At 68.2% G+C, this 18,745-nt stretch carries 14 protein-coding genes; 11 read left to right on the top strand and 3 right to left on the bottom strand.

The window, feature by feature from the left end:
• The first annotated feature begins 3 nt into the window (after positions 1–3).
• The 3 genes from DWF00_RS06160 (at position 4) to DWF00_RS06150 (ending at position 4,834) form a co-directional block, all read left to right on the top strand.
• On the top strand, positions 4–1,800 hold the full coding sequence (locus DWF00_RS06160; protein ID WP_114830556.1) for a NirA family protein: 1,797 nt from the start codon (positions 4–6) through the stop codon (positions 1,798–1,800).
• Between the two features lie 193 nt (positions 1,801–1,993).
• Positions 1,994–3,580, top strand: a complete 1,587-nt coding sequence (locus tag DWF00_RS06155) for a sulfite reductase subunit alpha (RefSeq protein WP_114830555.1) — start codon at positions 1,994–1,996, stop codon at positions 3,578–3,580.
• Positions 3,581–3,691: 111 nt separating this feature from the next.
• Positions 3,692–4,834 (top strand): alpha-D-ribose 1-methylphosphonate 5-triphosphate diphosphatase, encoded by a 1,143-nt coding sequence (locus tag DWF00_RS06150; RefSeq protein ID WP_114830554.1) that lies wholly within the window; start codon positions 3,692–3,694, stop codon positions 4,832–4,834.
• Positions 4,835–4,932: 98 nt separating this feature from the next.
• Here the strand turns inward: DWF00_RS06150 and DWF00_RS06145 are convergent, their stop codons facing one another.
• Together DWF00_RS06145 and uxuA are read right to left on the bottom strand one after the other, a co-directional pair.
• On the bottom strand, positions 4,933–5,223 hold the full coding sequence (locus tag DWF00_RS06145) for a GIY-YIG nuclease family protein (protein ID WP_114830553.1): 291 nt from the start codon (positions 5,221–5,223) through the stop codon (positions 4,933–4,935).
• A 111-nt stretch (positions 5,224–5,334) separates the two neighbouring features.
• A complete protein-coding gene (gene uxuA, locus DWF00_RS06140) occupies positions 5,335–6,528 on the bottom strand; it encodes a mannonate dehydratase (RefSeq protein ID WP_114830552.1) in 1,194 nt (397 codons plus the stop codon).
• 310 nt (positions 6,529–6,838) lie between these two features.
• On the opposite strand from uxuA, the gene DWF00_RS06135 reads away from it, so the two are divergent.
• The 8 genes from DWF00_RS06135 (at position 6,839) to DWF00_RS06100 (ending at position 16,673) form a co-directional block, all read left to right on the top strand.
• A complete protein-coding gene (locus DWF00_RS06135) occupies positions 6,839–7,555 on the top strand; it encodes a GntR family transcriptional regulator (RefSeq protein WP_114830551.1) in 717 nt (238 codons plus the stop codon).
• 70 nt (positions 7,556–7,625) lie between these two features.
• The gene (locus DWF00_RS06130) at positions 7,626–8,639 is read left to right on the top strand and encodes a DNA topoisomerase IB (protein WP_114830550.1); all 1,014 of its coding nucleotides are present in this window, start codon (positions 7,626–7,628) and stop codon (positions 8,637–8,639) included.
• 157 nt (positions 8,640–8,796) lie between these two features.
• Positions 8,797–9,927: an efflux RND transporter periplasmic adaptor subunit gene (locus tag DWF00_RS06125; RefSeq protein ID WP_181832753.1), complete on the top strand. Its 1,131-nt coding sequence runs from the start codon at positions 8,797–8,799 to the stop codon at positions 9,925–9,927.
• A gap of 3 nt (positions 9,928–9,930) precedes the next feature.
• Entirely contained in the window at positions 9,931–13,092 is a 3,162-nt protein-coding gene (locus DWF00_RS06120) for an efflux RND transporter permease subunit (RefSeq protein WP_114830548.1), read from the top strand.
• 70 nt (positions 13,093–13,162) lie between these two features.
• Positions 13,163–14,419 carry an aminopeptidase gene (locus tag DWF00_RS06115; protein ID WP_114830547.1) on the top strand — a complete coding sequence of 419 codons (1,257 nt, stop codon included), beginning with the start codon at positions 13,163–13,165 and terminating at the stop codon, positions 14,417–14,419.
• Positions 14,420–14,654: 235 nt separating this feature from the next.
• Positions 14,655–15,431, top strand: a complete 777-nt coding sequence (locus DWF00_RS06110; RefSeq protein ID WP_114830546.1) for an SDR family oxidoreductase — start codon at positions 14,655–14,657, stop codon at positions 15,429–15,431.
• 77 nt (positions 15,432–15,508) lie between these two features.
• Positions 15,509–15,889: an oxalurate catabolism protein HpxZ gene (gene hpxZ, locus DWF00_RS06105; protein ID WP_114830545.1), complete on the top strand. Its 381-nt coding sequence runs from the start codon at positions 15,509–15,511 to the stop codon at positions 15,887–15,889.
• 85 nt (positions 15,890–15,974) lie between these two features.
• Positions 15,975–16,673: a GntR family transcriptional regulator gene (locus DWF00_RS06100; protein ID WP_114830544.1), complete on the top strand. Its 699-nt coding sequence runs from the start codon at positions 15,975–15,977 to the stop codon at positions 16,671–16,673.
• A gap of 158 nt (positions 16,674–16,831) precedes the next feature.
• On the opposite strand, the gene atzF is transcribed toward DWF00_RS06100, so the two are convergent.
• Positions 16,832–18,634, bottom strand: coding sequence for an allophanate hydrolase (gene atzF / locus DWF00_RS06095; protein ID WP_245973764.1), 1,803 nt, complete (start codon positions 18,632–18,634; stop codon positions 16,832–16,834).
• Positions 18,635–18,745: the final 111 nt, after the last annotated feature.

Below are 18,745 nucleotides of genomic sequence, written 5' to 3'. Positions count from 1 at the left end.
GTCATGAGCGGCGATTTCACCCCCGATCAGAAGCGCTATCTCGAAGGCTTCATGAGCGGCATGCAGTCGGCCCGCGCCGCGCGGGGCTTGGGCCCGCTCGGCGGCGCCGGAGGCGGCGGCAGCGCCGCGCCTGCCGGCCCCGACAAGGAGCATGCGGAGGCGCAAGGGCGCACGGTCGCCGGCGGCGGCAAGCTGGTCGACCAGGAGAAATGGAAGCAGGCCGAGCACCCGTTCGACGCCTATGCCCGCTTCAAGCAGCAGGCCGGCGCCGGCACCTATCCCAAGCCCGAGGACAATTTCCGCTGGCGCTATCACGGCCTGTTCTACGTCGCCCCGGCGCAGGACAGCTACATGTGCCGGCTGCGCATCCCGAACGGCATCCTGAAGGCTTGGCAGTTCGAGGGCACCGCTGACCTCGCCGAGCGCTTAGGCGGCGGCTACAGCCACGTCACCACCCGCGCCAACCTGCAGATTCGCGAGATCTCCGCCGAGAACGCGCCACTCCTGCTCGAAGGCCTCGCCGATCTCGGCCTGACCGCGAAGGGCTCCGGCGCCGACAACATTCGCAACGTCACCGGCTCGGCCGCAGCGGGCATCGACCCGCTCGAACTGCTCGACACAAGGCCGCATGCCCGCGCCTGGCACCACCATATCCTCAACGACCGCTCGCTCTACGGCCTGCCGCGCAAGTTCAACGTCGCCTTCGACGGCGCCGGCTCGATCGCGACCTTGGAGGACACCAACGACATCGGCTTCCAGGCCGTGGAGATCGGGGAGGGCGCCAGCTTCGAAGGCGCTGCCATCGAAGCTGGCATCTGGTACCGGCTCGCGCTCGGCGGCATCACCGGCCATCACGACCTCGCCCGCGACACCGGCATCGTCGCCGCGCCCTCCGATGCCGTAGCCGTGGCGGATGCGATCGTGCGCGTCTTCATCGCCAATGGCGATCGCACCAACCGCGTCAAGGCCCGGCTGAAATACGTGCTCGACGCCTGGGGCTTCGACAAGTTCCTGGCCGCCGTCGAGGAGAAGCTTGGCCGCAGGCTGATCCGCGTCGGCGGAGAGTTCGTGAAGCCGCGCCCGGTCTATGACCGCCTCGCCCATATCGGCGTGCACAGGCAGATCCAGCCGGGCCTCAACTGGGTCGGCGTCGCCCTGCCGGTCGGCAAGCTCACCGCCGCGCAGATGCGCGTGCTCGCCGCGATCTCCAGTCAGTGTGGCGACGGCGATATCCGCCTCACGGTCTGGCAGAACCTGCTGATCTCCGGCGTGCCGGACGCAAAGGTCGACGACGTCCTCGCCAATCTGAAGGCCTGCGGCCTCTCGGCCGAGACCTCGATCCTGCGCGCCGGGCTGATCGCCTGCACTGGCGCGACCGGCTGCAAGTTTGGCGCCGCCCATACCAAGGAGGACGCGCTCGCCATCGCCGCCCATTGCGACGAGCGGCTGGCGCTGGAGACGCCGGTCAACATCCACCTGACCGGCTGCCATCATTCCTGCGCCCAGCACTATATCGGCGATCTCGGCCTGATCGGCGCCAAGGTGCCGGTCAACGAGGAGGGCGACACCGTGCCCGGCTATCACCTGCTGGTCGGCGGCGGCTATGGCGTCGACGGCGCGATGGCGCGCGACTTCCAGGAGAACATCCGGGCCGAGGATGCGCCGGCTTTGGTCGAGAAGGTGCTGCGCACTTGGCAGGTACACCGCTCGTCGCCGGAGGAGAGCTTCGTCGCCTTCGCCCGCCGTCATGAGATCGCCGAGTTGAAGGCCCTGGTCGATACGATGGGAGAGGCGGCATGACTGCGCTCTTCACTGCGACAGGTCCCCTTCCCCCCGCTTGCGGTGGGGAAGGGTTAGGGTTGGGGGGGCGTGCAGGAGGAAGCTCACCTTTGAAGCCTGGCGACTCTCCCCCCCACCCCAGCCCTCCCCACCGCAAGCGGGGGGAGGGAGGAGCGTTGCGCTTCCCGCGCCATGAAAAGCGGAGCATGCGGCCATGACCGTCCAGAGCCCGAACCCGCTCGTCCAGGTCCTGCCCGAGACCGCGCCCTTCAGCGAGGAGCAGCGCTCCTGGCTCAACGGCTTCTTCGCCGGCCTGCTCTCGCTCGACAATGCCGGCGTCACTGCGCTGTCGCCGGCGGAGAACGCCGCCGTGATGGGCGAGGCTGATGATGGCGCGCCCTGGCACGACCCGGCCATGGAGCTGCCCGAGCGCATGAAGCTCGCCGAGGGCAAGCCGCTGCCGCGCCGGCTCTTTGCCGCGATGGCGCAGCAGGATTGCGGCCAGTGCGGCTATGTCTGCGAGACCTATTCCGCCGCGATCGCCGAGGGCAAGGAAGGCAGGCTCAATCTTTGCGCGCCGGGCGGCAAGGACACCTTGCGCATGCTCAAGACGCTGACGGAGGAGGCCGGCAGCGCGCCTGCCGCTGCCGTGCCCGCGGAAGCGGCATCTGTCGCACCGGCCGGTCCCGCCGGCCGCTCGCGCGAGAATCCAGCGCTCGCCACCTTTCTGTCGCGCCGCAAGCTCAATGGCGAGGGCTCGGAGAAGGAGACCTGGCATGTCGAGTTCGACCTGACCGAGAGCGGGCTCGACTATGTCGTCGGCGACGCCTTCGGCATCGTTGCGCAGAACGATCCGCGCCTCGTCGATGCCGTCATCGCACTGCTGGGCGCGCGCCCCGATGCCGCTATCGGCGGCAAGACGTTGCGCGATATCTTGCTCGCCGACCGCGGGCTCGGCCCGGCGCCGGATGCGCTCTTCCAGCTCATCTCCTATGTCACCGGCGGCGAGACCCGCCAGAAGGCCAAACGCCTCGCTGCCGGCGAGGACCCGGATGGCGATCTCGATCGGCTCGACGTGCTCGGCGCCCTGCACAAGTTCGGCGGAGCCCGGCTCTCGCCCGAGGCCTTCGTCGAGGCGCTCGACGAGCTGCAGCCACGGCTCTACTCGATCTCGTCCTCCTGCAACGCCACGCCCGGCCGCATCTCGCTGACGGTCGACACCGTGCGCTACAAGATCGGCACGCGCCCGCGCTGGGGCGTCGCCTCGACCTTTTTGGGCGAGCGCGTCTCTCCCGGCGACAAGGTGCCGGTCTATGTCCAGCGCGCCCATGGCTTCGGCCTGCCGGCGGACCCGGAGATTCCGGTGATCATGTGCGGCCCCGGCACCGGCATCGCGCCCTTCCGCGCCTTCCTGCATGATCGCAAGGCGACGAAGGCCCCCGGCCGGAATTGGCTCTTCTTCGGGCATCAGCGCCGTGCCACCGACTTCTTCTACGAGGACGAGCTGACGGCGCTGAAGGAGGAGGGCGTTCTTCACGGCCTCACCCTTGCCTGGTCGCGCGACGGCAAGGACAAGATCTACGTCCAGGACCGCATGCGCGAGCGCGGCGCCGAACTCTTCGCCTGGCTGGAGCAGGGCGCGCATTTCTATGTCTGCGGCGACGCCAAGCGCATGGCCAAGGATGTCGAGCGCGCCATGGTCGATGTCGTCGCCGAGCACGGCAAGCGCTCTGCCGACGAGGCAGTGGCCTATGTCGCCGCGCTCAAGAAGGCCGGGCGCTATCAGGCGGACGTCTACTGAGGCGCTTCGCAGCGTGTGGGTGCAAATAGTCTAGACAAATCGTGCCTTCGTCATCCTGCCGTCATCATCGGCGCCCAAGCGCCCGCCTCCGGCAAAATCGAGGAGGCGGGCGTGAATCTTCACATCACGGGCGGGACGGTTCTCGCGGACGAACTGGTGCGCGCCGATATCGTGACGGCGGGGGGAGAGATCGCCTCCCTCGACGCTCCAGCCCCAGCCGGCGCGCTGCGCCTCGACGCCACCGGCCTGCTCGTCCTGCCCGGCATCGTCGATTGCCATGGCGACGCCTTCGAGCGCCACATCATGCCGCGCCCGGGCGTCTCCTTCGACATCGACCTCGCCCTGCGCGACGCCGACCGCGCCATGCTGAGCTGCGGCATCACCACCGCCTTCCACGGCGTGACCTGGTCCTGGGAGCCGGGCCTGCGCGGGGCCGGAAACGCCCGCTCGCTGGTCGAGGCGATCACGCGGCTGTCGCCGGCGCTCGGTGCCGACACGCGCTTCCATTTGCGCCATGAGATCTTCAACCTCGACGCCGAGGCGGAGATCATCGATTGGCTCGCCGGCGGCAAGGTCGGCGTGCTCGCCTTCAACGACCATACCGGCGGCATCCTGAAAGACACCGGCCGGCCCGACAAGATCGCCAAGATGGTCGAGCGCACCGGCCTGTCGCACGCCGATTTCATGGCGCTGGCCCACAACGTCCACGCTCGCAAGGATGAGATCCCCGACTCGGTCGCGCGGCTCGCCGAGGCCTCGCTGGCTGCTGGCGTCCCGGTTCTCTCGCATGACGACATGACGCCGGCGATGCGGCGCTGGTACCGCTCGCTCGGCGTCGCCGTGGCCGAGTTCCCGATGAATGTGGAGACGGCGCGCGAGGCTGTCGCGCATGGCGAGGCGACGGTCTTCGGCGCGCCCAACGTCGTGCGCGGCGGCTCGCATACCGGCTGTCCGGGCGCGGAGGAGATGGTCGGGCAGAGGCTCTGCACCATCCTGGCCTCGGACTATTACTACCCCTCGCTGCTGCTCGCGCCCTTCATCCTGGCGCGCAACGGCACCGCGGGCTTCACGGATGCCTGGAAGCTGGTCTCGCAGGCCCCGGCCGAAGCGCTCGGCCTGCACGACCGCGGCGCGATCGCGCCCGGCAGGCGCGCCGACCTGATCATCGTCGAGGATGCTCTGCAGCCGCGCGTGCTCGCGACCATCGCCGGCGGCAAGCTGGTCCAGCTCGCCGACCAGCGTCTGCTTGGCTGAACCCGTCATTGCGAGGAGGCGCAGCCGACGAAGCAATCCAGGGGCAACCGCACAACAATTTGGACTGCTTCCCTTACCCTCGCAAGGGTGACCTCAATTCATAGAGCCAGCTCTTCGTAGAGGTCACGCCAGTTTGGATTCATGCCTTCAATCAGTGCAAGCTTCCTCGCGCGCGAGCCGCTCTTGATCTGCTTCTCGCGGGCAATCGCTTCGTCCATGCGCTCATGATACTCGTACCAGACGAGCATCTTGCAACCGTATTGTTTGGTGAAGCTTGGCAATGTTGCTTCGCGGTGCTGCCAAGCTCGCAGCGACAGGTTCGAGGTGACTCCGACATAGAGCGTGCCGTTGCGCCGGCTGGCCATGATGTAGACAGCCGGCTCGCGCATCACATGGCGCCAGTGGCGCGCAGACCGTCACTGCGAGCGTAGCGAAGCAGTCCAGGAGGTCTCGCGCAATCCCCCTAGATTGCTTCGTCGCTTTGCTCCTCGCAATGACGGTTATGCGTAGCCGCGCAGGCTCGTCACCGCCGTCATCACGCCGCGCAGTTCCGCCAGCCCGCGCAGCCGCCCGACCGCCGGATAGCCGGGGAAAGAGCCCTTGCCGGCATCGTCGAGCAGTTCGTGGCCATGGTCGGGCCGCATCGGGATGCGCCAGTGCTTCCAGCCGGCGGCCTTGCGGCGCTGCTCCTCGGCCAGCAGCACCTCGACCAGCGCCACCATGTCGGTGTCGCCGCCGAGATGCTCGGCCTCCATGAACGAGCCGTCCGGGTCCTTGGCGACGTTGCGCAGATGCGCGAACCAGATCCGGTCGGCGAAGCGCTTGGCGATCCCCGGCACGTCGTTCTTCGGGTTGGCGCCGAGCGAGCCCGAGCACAGCGTCAGGCCGTTGGCGGGCTTGTCGACCGCGCCGAGGATGTAGGCGACGTCCTCTTCGGTCGAGCAGATGCGCGGCAGGCCGAAGAGCGGCCGTGGCGGATCGTCGGGGTGGATGCACATGCGGATGCCGACCTCTTCCGCGGTCGGGATGACCTCTTCGAGGAAGCGCTTCAGGTTGGCGCGCAAGCCGTCATGGCTCATGCCGCTATAGCGCTCCAGCATGCTCTTCAGGCCGGGCACGTCGTAGCGGTCATAGGCGCCGGGCAGCCCGGCCATGATGTTGGCGAGCAGTTTGGCGCGGTCGGACTCGCTCGAGCGCTCGAACCAGGCCTTGGCCCGGTCCATGATCTCAGCCGAATGGCCCTCGTCGGCGCCGGGCCGCTGCAGCATGAAATGGTCGAAGGCGACGTATTCGTGGATGTTGAAGCGCAGGGCCGTGCCGCCGCCGGGCAGGGGATAGGCCAGCTCGGTGCGGGTCCAGTCCAGCACCGGCATGAAATTGTAGCAGACCACCTCGACGCCGCAGGCGGCGAGGTTGCGCAGCGACTGGCGGTAGTTCGCGAAGATGGTCCCGAGGTCGCCTTCGCCGATCTTGACGCTCTCATGGATCGGCAGGCTCTCGACCACCGACCAGCGCAGCCCGAGGCTCTTGTCCTGCTCGATGATCGCCTTGCGCGCCTCGATCTCCTCGACGCTCCAGATCACGCCGTAGGGGATCTGGTGCAGGGCGTTGACGATGCCCTGCGCGCCCGCCTGCCGCGCCTGGGCAAGCGTCACCACGTCGTCCGGGCCGAACCAGCGCCAGGTTTGTTCCATCGTTCACTATCCTCGGGGTTTGATCAGTGACGGGCTACGCTTCGGGGCAGCCGGTTGCAATGAAATCTGTTGGGGTCACGTATAGCCCTCATCCTGAGGAGCGGTCGCAGATCGCGTCTCGAAGGATGCTCCAGAGGGCGCTGCATCATCCTTCGAGACGCGCTGCGCGCTCCTCAGGATGAGGGCTGCGGTTCCCGGACGCTTCGTGGATCGCAACAATCGAGCCGGCACAAAAGCATGTTCTTGTTGGTTATTCTGCACCATACCGGTATGATAGCCGCCATGAGCGAAGCTGCAAGCGGGTTTTGACATGGACGCCACGCTCAGGCTGAAGGACCCGATCGCGCCGCAACTGGTCCAGGTGCTGCGCCAGGCCATCATCGCCGTCGAGCTCAGGCCGGGCGAGGCGCTCTCCGAAAAGGAGATCGCGGGGCGCTTCGGCGTCAGCCGCCAGCCGGTGCGCGAGGCCTTCATCAAGCTCGCCGAGGCCGGGCTGGTGCAGGTGCTGCCCAGCCGCGGCACCTATGTCATGAAGATCTCGATGCGCGCCGTCGCCAATGCCCGCTTCGTCCGCGAGGCGGTGGAATGCGCCATCGCGCGGGCCGCGACGACGCTGATCACGCCCGCGCAGGTGGCGCGGCTCCGCGCCCTGATCGAGGGGCAGCGCAACGCGGCTGCCCTGGACGACCATGCCGGTTTCTCCGTTCTCGATGAGGATTTCCACCAGCTCCTCGCCGAGATCGTCGACTGCGATTATGCCGGCCGCGTCGTCGAAGGCGCCCGGGCCCAGACCGACCGGGTGCGCTACCTCTCGCTGCCCGGCGCCTCGCCGGCGCCTCTCCTGATCTCCCAGCACGTCGCGATCGTCGATGCGATCGAGGCGCGCGACGCCGACGGCGCGGAGACGCAGATGCGCAAGCACCTGCGCGAGATCCTCAACGCCCTGCCGCGCATCGCCCATGACCATCCCGAGCTGTTCGAGGACGAGATCATGCCGGAGCATACGCGCACGCTGCACATCCCCTGACGCGAGCCGCCTCGCGGAACCTTCTCTCCCCGCCGCCACTTGTTAGCCATCGGGCGCGGAGGGCTGGGAGATGGCTTCGATCGAGAGCGGGCAAGCGTCAGGCCGTCTTCGTCGCACGCGCGCCACGGCCCTGACGATCGAGCGCCAGCGCCGCGGCAAGGGTTTTTCCTATGCCGACGAGGCCGGCGCGCCGATCCGCGACGACGAGACGCTAGCCCGCATCCGCTCGCTGGCAATTCCTCCGGCCTATCGCGACGTCCGCATCGCCGCTGATCCGCGCGCGCATCTCCAGGCGGTCGGCCGCGACGAAGCCGGGCGCATCCAGCACCGCTACCACCCCGACTGGGACAAGGTCCGCGAGCGCCGCAAGCTCAAGCGGCTGCACCGGCTGATCGAGGCCTTGCCGAAGCTGCGGGCCGCCATCGCCCACGACCTCAAGGCGCGAACGCTGTCGCGCGACAAGGCGCTCGCTTGCGCCGCCGCGATCATCGACCGCTGCCATATCCGCGTCGGCAACGACGCCTATGCAAAAGAGAACGGCAGCTACGGTGCCTCGACCCTGCTCAAGCGCCATGTCGCGTTGAGTGGTCGCCGCATCGAGCTCTCCTTTCGCGGCAAGAGCGGCAAGGACATTGCCTGCGCCGTCGATGACGCCGCCCTGGCCCGCGCGTTGACCCGGATCATGACCCTGAAAGGGCGTGCGCTCCTGCAATACCGGCGCGAGGACGGCTCAGTCGCCCGTGTCCATGCCGGCGAGATCAACGCCTATCTGCGCCGCGTCTCCGGCCTGCCGATCAGCAGCAAGGACCTGCGCATGCTGGCGGCCAACGCCGCGGCCGCGGAGCTCCTGCTCGCGGGCGACGTCGCCGCCAGCGAGACCGGCAGGAAGCGCCAGCTCGCCGACATCATGCGCGCCATCTCGGAGCGGCTGGTCAACACGCCGGCCGTCGTCCGCAAGAGCTATGTCCACGCCATCGTGGTCAGCTCCTATGCCAGCGGCAAGCTGAAAGCTTGCTATGACAAGGCCCGGCAGCGCGGCGGCTGCTCGCGCATCGAGCGGGCGCTCGGCCTGCTGGCGGTCTGACGTCCCGTCACGCGAACGTGACGTTGCGAGCCTTACTTTGCACTGCGCTGTCGGTGACCTTGCATTGCGTCAGCAAGGCACTGTGCAAGCGCACGGAAGTTTGCCACGATATGGCTGAACGCGGCTGATCTTCGGATCGATCATGCGGGGGATACGGATGAAGCTCCGGTTGCTTGTCTCGGCCGCGGCGATGGCGCTCGCTCTGGGCGCCTGCAATGAGCGGCAGGCCGCGGCGCCTCCGGCTGCCCCGCCGCCGCCCGCCGTCGGCGTGCAGCCCGCGGCCAAGAAGGGCGTGACCTGGACCTATTCCTTCGTCGGCCGCATCAAGGCGATCGAGAACGTCGCGCTGATGGCCCGCGTGCAGGGCTTCCTCGACAAGGTGCAGTTCACCGAAGGGCAGGACGTCAAGACCGGCGACGTGCTCTACCAGATCGAGAAGATCCAGTATCAGGCGCAGGTCGACCAGGCGCAGGCCAATCTCGCGGCCGCCAAGGCGCAGGAGCTCAACGCCCAGCTCACCTACACCCGCTCGCAGGATCTGGTGAAGACGCAGGCCGTCTCGCAGGCGACGCTCGACAGCAACCGCGCCAATCTCGACATCGCCCATGCCTCGGTGCTGCAGAACCAGGCCGCGCTGACCCAGGCCAAGGAGAACCTCGGCTACACCGACGTCATCTCCCCGATCAACGGGCGCATCGGCCGCACGACCTATACCCAGGGCAACCTCGTCGGCCCCACCAGCGGCACGCTGGCGACCATCGTCAGCCAGGACCCGATGTATGTCCTGTTCCAGGTCAGCGTGCGCCAGCTCGAGGAGATCCGCGAGGCGCGCAAGCAGGAGGACGGCAGCCAGCTCAAGATCGCGATCACCGTGCGCCTGCCGACCGGCAAGGAATACGCCCATCCCGGCGTCTGGAACTACACCGACCCGCAGGTCGACCAGCAGACCGATACGCTGACCATGCGCGCCACGCTGCCGAACCCGGAGCGCCAGCTCATCGACGGCGAGTTCGTCTCGGTCGAGGTGCGCGAGCGGCAGGAGCAGCCGCGGCTCGTCGTGCCGCAGGCGGCGATCCAGGTCGACCAGGCCGGCAGCTACGTCATGGTCGTCGACAAGGACAACAAGGTCCAGCAGCGCCGGATCAAGCTCGGGCCGCAGCAGGGCTCCGACATCGTCGCGGAATCCGGGATCGAGGAAGGCGAGAACATCATCGTCGACGGGCTGCTCAAGGTACGACCGGGCCTGATCGTCTCAGCCACGCCCGTCACTCCCGCCAGCGGGAGCTAGGACGTGATCTCCTCCGTCTTCGTCGACCGGCCGCGCCTCGCCTTCGTCATCTCGATCGTCATCACGCTGGCGGGCCTGATCGCCATCTTCTCGATCCCGGTGGCGCAGTTCCCGGACATCGTGCCGCCGCAGGTGACGCTGACCGCGAGCTATCCCGGCGCCGATGCCGAGGTGGTCGAGACCACGGTCGCCCAGCCGATCGAGCAGCAGATCAACGGCGTCGACAACGCGATTTACTACCAGTCGACCAGCGGCGCCGACGGCAGCTACACGCTCAACGTCACCTTCGCGCTCGGCACCAACCCGGACATCAACACCGTCAACGTCCAGAACCGCGCCTCGTTGGCGGAGCCGCAGCTGCCGGCCGAAGTCACGCGCCAGGGCCTGACCATCCGCAAGAAATCGGCGGCGCTGCTGCAGGTGGTCGAAGTCCACTCGCCCAAGCACAGCTTCGATGCGCTCTATCTCAGCAACTACGCCACCATCAACATCATCGACGCGCTCGCCCGCATCAACGGCGTCGGCCAGGTCAGCCTGTTCGGCCCGCTCGACTATTCGCTCAGGGTCTGGCTCGATCCGAACCGGCTGACCGCGCTCAGCCTGACGCCCAACGACGTCATCAACGCCGTCCAGGGCCAGAACGTCCAGGCCGCGCTCGGCCGCATCGGCGCGGCCCCGGTCAGCAGCGACCAGCAATACCAGCTCACGGTGAAGACGCAGGGCCGGCTCACCAAGCCCGAGGAATTCGCCAACATCATCCTGCGCACCAATCCGGGCGGCTCGGTCGTCCGGATCAAGGACGTGGCCCGCGTCGAGCTGGGCGCCCGCACCTCGGACCGCTACAGCCGCTTCAACGGCGCGCCCGGCGCCGCCATGGGCATCTACCAGTCGCCCGGCGCCAATGCGATCGAGGTCGCCAAGAAGGTCAGGGCGACGATGGAGGAGCTCTCCAAGCGCTTCCCGGACGACCTCTCCTACGGTGTCTTCTTCGACACCACCGTCTTCGTCAGCGCCACGATCGACGAGGTCATTCGCACCCTGCTCGAGGCCTTCGTGCTGGTCGGCCTCGTCGTCTTCCTCTTCCTCGGCAAGCTGCGCACGACCATCATCCCGCTGATCGCGGTGCCGGTCTCGATCATCGGCGCCTTCGCGGTGATGCTCCTGGTCGGGTTCACGGCGAACACGGTCTCGCTGCTGGCGCTCGTGCTTGCGATCGGCATCGTCGTCGACGACGCCATCGTGGTCATCGAGAACGTCGAGCGCGTCGTCGAGGAGGAGCCTGACCTCACCATCGCCGAGGCGACCAAGAAGGCGATGGCCGAGATCACCGGTCCCATCATCGCCATCACCTTCGTGCTGCTCGCGGTCTTCGTGCCGGTCGCCTTCATTCCCGGCATCAGCGGCCAGCTCTTCCGGCAGTTCGCGGTGTCCGTCTCGGCCGCCATGCTGATCTCGGCGGTCAACGCCCTGACGCTGAGCCCGGCGCTCTGCTCGATCCTGATCAAGCGCGGCCACAGTACCGGCGGCCCGATGCGCTACGTCATGAACGGCATCGACAAGGTCCGCGACGGCTATGCCGCGATCGTCAGGCGCCTCGTCCGCGTCGCCGTCGTCGTGGTGCTCGTGCTGGGCGGCATCATCGCCGCGACCGGCGGGCTGTTCCTGACGACGCCGCAGAGCTTCCTGCCCGAGGAGGACCAGGGCGCCTTCTTCATCGCCATGCGCCTGCCCGAGGGCGCCTCGGTGAACCGCACGCAGGTCGTCGTCGAGCAGGTCGAGAACATCATCCGGCCGATCGCCGGCGTCGAAGGCGTGCTCTCCGTCGTCGGCTTCAACTTCATCGACGGCCTGGCGTCCTCGAACCAGGCCTTCTTTGTCGTCCGGCTCAAGCCGTTCGAGGACCGCAAGGATCCGGCCCAGAGCGCCGCCGCAATCATCAGGCAGGTCTCGCCGCAGCTCGCGGCCGTGCAGCAGGCGACGGTCTTCCCCTTCAACCTGCCGCCGATCATCGGTCTCGGCAGCACCGGCGGCTTCCAGTACGTGCTCGAGGCCTTGCAGGGCCAGTCGCCGACCGACATCGCCGCGACGATGCGCGGCCTGCTCATCGCCGCCAACCAGGCGCCAGAGCTCGCCGCGGTGTTCAGCACCTTCGCCGCCGACACGCCGCAGATCTATCTCGACATCGACCGCGACAAGGCGCAGGTGCTCGGCGTCCAGATCGCCGACATCTTCAGCGCCCTCCAGGCCACGCTCGGCGGCTTCTACGTCAACGACTTCAACGTCTTCGGCCGCACCTGGCAGGTCAACGTCCAGGCCGAGACGCCCTTCCGCCGCGCCGTCACCGACATCGGCAAGATCTATGTCCGCAACAGCGCCGGCACCATGGTGCCCATGAACGCCCTGGCGCAGGCGCGGCTCGTCACCGGCCCGCAGGCGCTGACGCGCTATAACGGCTACCGTGCGGTGATCATCAACGGCTCGCAGAAGCCCGGCGTCAGCTCCGGCGAGGCGTTGGCTGCGATGGAGCGGATCTCGGCGACAACCCTGCCGGCCGGCTACGGCTTCGAATGGACCGGAACGGCTCTGCAGGAGAAGGCGGCGAGCGGTGGTACGACGATCGTGCTCGCTCTCGCCGTGTTGTTTGCCTATCTGTTCCTCGTCGCGCTCTACGAAAGCTGGAACGTTCCGGTTGCTGTGCTGCTGTCGGTTACGGTTGCGATCCTCGGCGCCGTCGCATCGATCGCGCTCACTGGCGTCAGCCTTGGCGTCTACGCCCAGATCGGCCTGGTCGTGCTGATCGCGCTCGCGGCGAAGAACGGCATCCTGATCGTCGAGTTCGCGCTGGAGCAGCGCGCCAAGGGCGAGTCGATCGTCGATTCCGCTATCTCCGGCGCCCGCCTGCGCTTCCGCCCGGTGATGATGACGAGCTTCGCCTTCATTCTCGGCCTGCTGCCGCTGGTCATCGCCACCGGCGCCGGCGCGCTGAGTCGCCGCGCTGTCGGCACGCCGGTCTTTGGCGGCATGCTCTTCGCCTCGATCTTCGGCATCTTCCTGATCCCGATGCTCTATGTCGTGTTCCAGTGGATGCGCGAGCGCGTGCGCGGCAAGCCGAAGGACGCAATCCCGCTGAGCGAGCCGGCCCCTACCGCGGGCCACGGCAACTGAGTTAGATCGCCCCAGTCACCCTGATCATGAGCGCGTCCACCGCGCTCGGAACCTATTGGGCTTGAGTCTCATGAACACCCATCAGCGCGAGTTCTCCGCCGCCATCGATCCCGTCAAGCTCGACCGGCTCGCCGAGGTCGCGGTCAAGGTCGGCCTCAACCTGCAGCCGGGGCAGGACCTCTTCCTCACCGCCCCGGTCGCGGCGCTGCCGCTGGTGCGGCGCATCGCCGAGCATGCCTACAAGGCCGGCGCCGGGCTGATCACGCCGTTCTTCTCCGACGAGGAGATCACGCTGGCGCGCTATCGCTTCGCGCCGGATGCGAGCTTCGACAAGGCGGCGAGCTGGCTCTACGAGGGCGTCGCCAAAGCCTTCGAGGGCAACACGGCGCGGCTCGCCATCGTCGGCGACAATCCGATGCTGCTCTCGGGCGAAGACCCGGCCAAGGTCTCGCGCGCCAGCAAGGCCAATTCCGTTGCTTACCAGCCGGCGCTGGAGAAGATCGCCGGCTTCGACATCAACTGGAACATCATCGCCTATCCCAGCGCCGCCTGGGCTCGCCAAGTCTTCCCGGGCGAACCGGAGGATGTCGCCGTCGCCAAGCTGGCCGAGGCGATCTTCGCGGCCTCGCGCGTCGACAAGGACGGCGCGGTCGCGGCCTGGAGCGCGCATAACGCCACGCTGCGCAGCCGCTACGACTGGCTGAACGGCCAGCGCTTCGCCGCGCTGCACTTCACCGGCCCGGGCACCGACCTCACGGTCGGCCTGGCTGACGGCCATCTCTGGCAGGGCGGCGCCTCGCCGGCCAAGAACGGCATCGTCTGCAACCCGAACATCCCGACCGAGGAGGTCTTCACCACGCCGCATGCGCGCCGGGTCGAGGGCCATGTCTCCTCGACCAAGCCACTCTCCTACCAGGGCACGCTGATCGACCAGATCCAGGTGCGCTTCGAGGAAGGCCGCATCGTCGAGGCCAAGGCCTCGCGCGGCGAGGAGGTGCTGAACAAGGTGCTCGACACCGACGAGGGCTCGCGCCGGCTCGGCGAGGTGGCGCTGGTGCCGCATTCCTCGCCGATCTCGAAGAGCGGTATCCTGTTCTACAACACGCTCTTCGACGAGAACGCCTCCTGCCACATCGCGCTCGGCCAGTGCTATTCGAAATGCTTCGTCGACGGCGCCAGCCTGACGCCGGAGCAGGTCGCGGCCCAGGGCGGCAACAAGAGCTTCATCCATATCGACTGGATGATCGGCTCCGGCGAGGTCGACATCGACGGCGTGCACGAGGATGGCCGCCGCGTGCCGGTGTTCCGCAAAGGCGAGTGGGCGTAGCTTCGCCGCTTTAGGAGAGAGCGCGGGAGCCCTCTCCTGGGAGGAGAGGGTTGGGTGAGGTGTAGGCCGTTGGACGCGGCTGCCGTGGGCTGACCGGCACCTGGCAACTTGTGAGATGCCCACCCCGGTTCGTTTAACTGGTGTTCTGGCCGACACCTCACCCTGCCCTCTCCTTACAGGAGAGGGTTCCCCGCGCCCGGCTTTCTGCCAAAACAAGAACCAAGGGGAGGCGACCATGGATCTGCAGATCGAAGGCTTGCGCGTTCTGGTCACGGCCGGCGCCGGCGGCATCGGCCGGGCGACGGCCCGCGCCTTCGCGGCCGAGGGCGCAAAAGTCCATATTTGCGACGTCGACCGCGAGGCGCTCGCGGCCATGACGGCGAGCGACCCGGCCATCACGCAATCAATCTGCGACGTCTCCGACCGCAACGCGGTCGCGACGCTGTTCGACGAGGCGCTGACCGCACTCGGCGGGCTCGATTGCCTCGTCAACAATGCCGGCATCGCCGGGCCGACCGGCCGCGTCGACGAGATCGACCCGGCCGATTGGGATTCCTGCCTCGCGGTCGATCTCACCGGCCAGTTCAACTGCACCAGGCTCGCGGTCCAGCACCTCAAGCAGTCCGGCAACGCCAGCATCGTCAACCTGTCGAGCCAGGCCGGCAAGCACGGCTTCCCCCTGCGCTCGCCCTATGGCGCGGCGAAATGGGGCGTTATCGGCTTCACCAAGGCGCTCTCGGCCGAGCTCGGCGAGTTCGGCATCCGGGCCAACGCGATCTGCCCCGGCCTCGTCGAAGGCCCGCGCATCCAGAGCGTCATCGCCAACAAGGCGCGCAGCTTCAACATCTCGCATGAGGAGATGACGCAGCGCCTCTTCGCCGGCGTCTCGATCAAGCAGTTCGTCGACCCCGCCGACATCGCCAGGCAGATCGCCTTCCTGGCCTCGCCCTTCGCCAAGACGATCTCCGGCCAGGAGATCTCGGTCTGCGGCGACACGCGCATGTTGAGCTGAGGGCTCGGCTGGATCGGAAATTGCTTTGACGGCGCTGAGCGGGCACCTTTCCCCCAACGCCCGCCAGGGAAGCGCCGATGACGATCAACGATCCAAATGTCCTTGCCGAAGTCGAGGCGGTCTTCGCCATCTACGAGGCGGCCCTGACCAGCAACGACGTCGTCACGCTCGATTCGCTGTTCCGGCAGAGCCCGCAGACGATCCGCTATGGCGTGGCTGAGAACCTCTACGGCTATGACGAGATCGCCGCCTTCCGCTCGGCCCGCTCCCCGGTCGGGCTGGAGCGCATGCTCGATCGCACGGTGATCACCACCTATGGCCAGGACATGGCCACGGCCAACACGCTGTTCCGCCGCGCCAGCATGCCCGGCAAGGTCGGGCGGCAGAGCCAGATCTGGGTGAAGTTCGCCGAAGGCTGGCGCGTGGTCTCGGCCCATGTCAGCCTGATCGCCGAATGAGAGCACCTTGCGCCGCGCCATGACCGCGAAGCGCGCAGCTGCTATGGACGAGTCCGTACCTTTGCCCGTTCGACGATCCTGATTCATGCCGCGCAGCGCCGCCAAGCCGATTTCACCGAAAGCGCCGAAGCCGCCGCTCGCCGCGCCGCGGACGCGGACGGAGGCGCTGCGCCTGCAACTCGCCGACGAGATCGTCTCCGGCGTGCTCGAGCCCGGCACGCCGCTCGACGAGCAGGAGCTGGCCGGCCGCTTCGGCGTCTCGCGCACGCCGGTCAGGGAGGCGATCCGCCAGCTCTCCGCATCCGGATTGGTCAGCGTCAGGCCGCATCGCGGCGCCGTGGTGGCGCTGCCGACGCCGCGCCAGCTCAACGACATGTTCGAGGCGATGGCGGAGCTGGAGGGGCTCTGCGCCGGCATGGCCGCCCGCAACATGACCATTGCCGAGCGGCGCAGCCTGGAGGCGCTGCACGAGGAATTGCGCACCCTGGTGCGCGAGGGCGACCCGGTGCGCTACCATGAGAAGAACGAGGCCTTTCACACCGCGATCTATGCCGGCTCGCATAACAGCTACCTGGCCGACATCACGCTGATGACCCGCACCCGCGTCGCGCCGTTCCGCCGCGCCCAATTCCGCGCGGCGGGCCGGCTCGGCGGCTCCTATGAGGAGCATGACCTCGTCGTGCAGGCGATCATGCGCGGCGATCAGGCCGGAGCCACCGAGGCCATGCGCAAGCACATCGGCATCGTCCGCGACGCCTTCCACAGCTACGCCGAGACGCGCTGAGCGGTTTTCGCTCCCTCCCACGTCATCCCGGACAAGCCGCTTTAGCGGCGCCGCTCCGGGATCCATCGTAGGGCTCCGCGCTCTACGATGGATCCCGGCGCTACGCTGCGCTTCGGCCGGGATGACGCGGAGACGTTTTCGTTGGACCTTTGCAGGTCCTAAGCCGCGCTCGACTTCAGGCTCGCGCAGAACGCACGCCAGCCGCCGTAATGCGTCACGTCGCGCGCCTCCGCGACCGCGGCCGCCTCGACGATGAAGCCCTTGACGCGGGTGCCGTCGGCCAGCGCCAGGGTGGCGATGCCGAGCGGCGAGGGGATGCCGGCGACGAGCTTGCCGAACCCCTCCGGCGACAGCGCCCAGACTTCGAGCGCGATCGGCGCGCCGTCGCCCTCGTGCACGCGCAGCAGGCCCGGCCGCGCCGGCGGGCCGCCGGGCAGGGCGAAGAGCCGGTAGGCCGCCGTCGTCGCGGTGCTGCGCAGGAACACGCCGCCAAGGCCGGTCAGCTCGCCATTGAGCGGCATGCCGGAGAGATGGGCGCCGACCACAGCGACCTCGATCATGCCCACCGGCGCCGTGACCGGCCGCGACGTCAGCGCCGGCTGCGGTGAGCCTGTGGCTCCCAGCGGCAGGCCGGAGGCGGCGTGCAGGGCGCGGCCAATGCTGGCGAGCGCGGCGTCGCGGCCGGCCGGAGCGATCAGGGTGATGCCAGCCGCGAGCCCGTCGGAGGCCAGCGTCACTGGGAGCGCCAATGCGCAGAGGTCGAGCAGGTTCACGAAATTGGTGTAGCGGCCGAGCATGCTGTTGGCGCCGATCGGATCGGCCGCCATCTCGGCGAGTGTCACTGCGCGCGGCGCGGTCGGCACCATCAGAGCGTCCAGCCCCTTGAGCGCGGCATTGGCTGCGAGAGCCAGCTCGGCGAGGTGGTAGCGGGCGGAGAAGGCATCCGCCGCGCTCGGCAGCGGCTTTCCGGCGATGATCTGCCGCGTTACCGGCAGGATCGCCTCGGGATCGCGCTCCAGCAGCTCGCGGATCGCCAGCCAGCGCTCGGCCACCCATGGCCCGTCATAGAGCAGCCGCGCCACCTCGTAGAGCGGCGTCATGTCGAGCGGCACGATCTCCGCGCCGAGCGTCCGGGCGCACTCGACCGCGACCTCGAAGCTCCGCGCGGCGCCCGCATCGCCGTCGAAATCCCGGTCGGCCGGGCGCGGCACGCCAATGCGCAGGTGCGGCGGCGCGGCGCCGAGCCGGCCGAGCGGCAGCGTACGCGAGAAGGGATCCTCGGCATCGAGCCCGGCCATCGCCTCCAGCGCGAGCCAGGCATCCTCGACCGTCAGTGCGAAGACCGAGATGCAATCGAGCGTCCGGCAGGCCGGCACCACGCCGGCGCTGGGTACGAGGCCGAGGCTGGGCTTGAGCCCAACGAGGTTCTGCAGTCCCGCCGGCACCCGGCCGGAGCCGGCCGTGTCGGTGCCGAGCGCCACCGGAACGATGCCGGCAGCGACCGCGCTGGCCGAGCCCGAACTCGATCCGCCCGGCACGAGATCGGGGCGCAGCGCGTTGCGCGGCACGCCATAGGGCGAGCGCGTGCCGTTCAGGCCGGTGGCGAACTGGTCGAGATTGGTCTTGCCGATGATGATCGCGCCCGCCGCTCTCAGCCGCGCCACCGCGCTGGCGTCGCGTTTCGGCTCATAGGCGAAGGCGGGGCAGGCGGCCGTGGTCGGCAGGCCGGCGACGTCGATATTGTCCTTCACCGCGACTGGCACGCCCCAGAGCGACCGCCCGCGCGGCCCCTCGTCCTGAAGCCGCAAAGCCTCCGCCAGCGCCTCGGCCTCCGGCTTCAGGCTGATGAAGATGGCGTCGTCGCCATGCTCGCGCAGCCGCGCATAGCAGGCGGCGATCGTCTCCGGGATGCTCCGGCTGCCGTCGAGATGGGCGGAGAGGATGCTGGTCAGTGTCGGCACGGTGGGCTTTCCGGGTGAAAGGGCATGCATATGAAATAGGCAATTGCTTCGTATTGTATGCAGAGATTATGCAATGGGCAGCGACGATCCGCCAGGATGGCGCGCCCGTCG

Origin of the sequence: Allobosea caraganae (assembly GCF_003351345.1) — a bacterium.
Lineage (GTDB): Bacteria > Pseudomonadota > Alphaproteobacteria > Rhizobiales > Beijerinckiaceae > Allobosea > Allobosea caraganae.
This window is presented reverse-complemented; position numbering and strand designations above follow the sequence as displayed.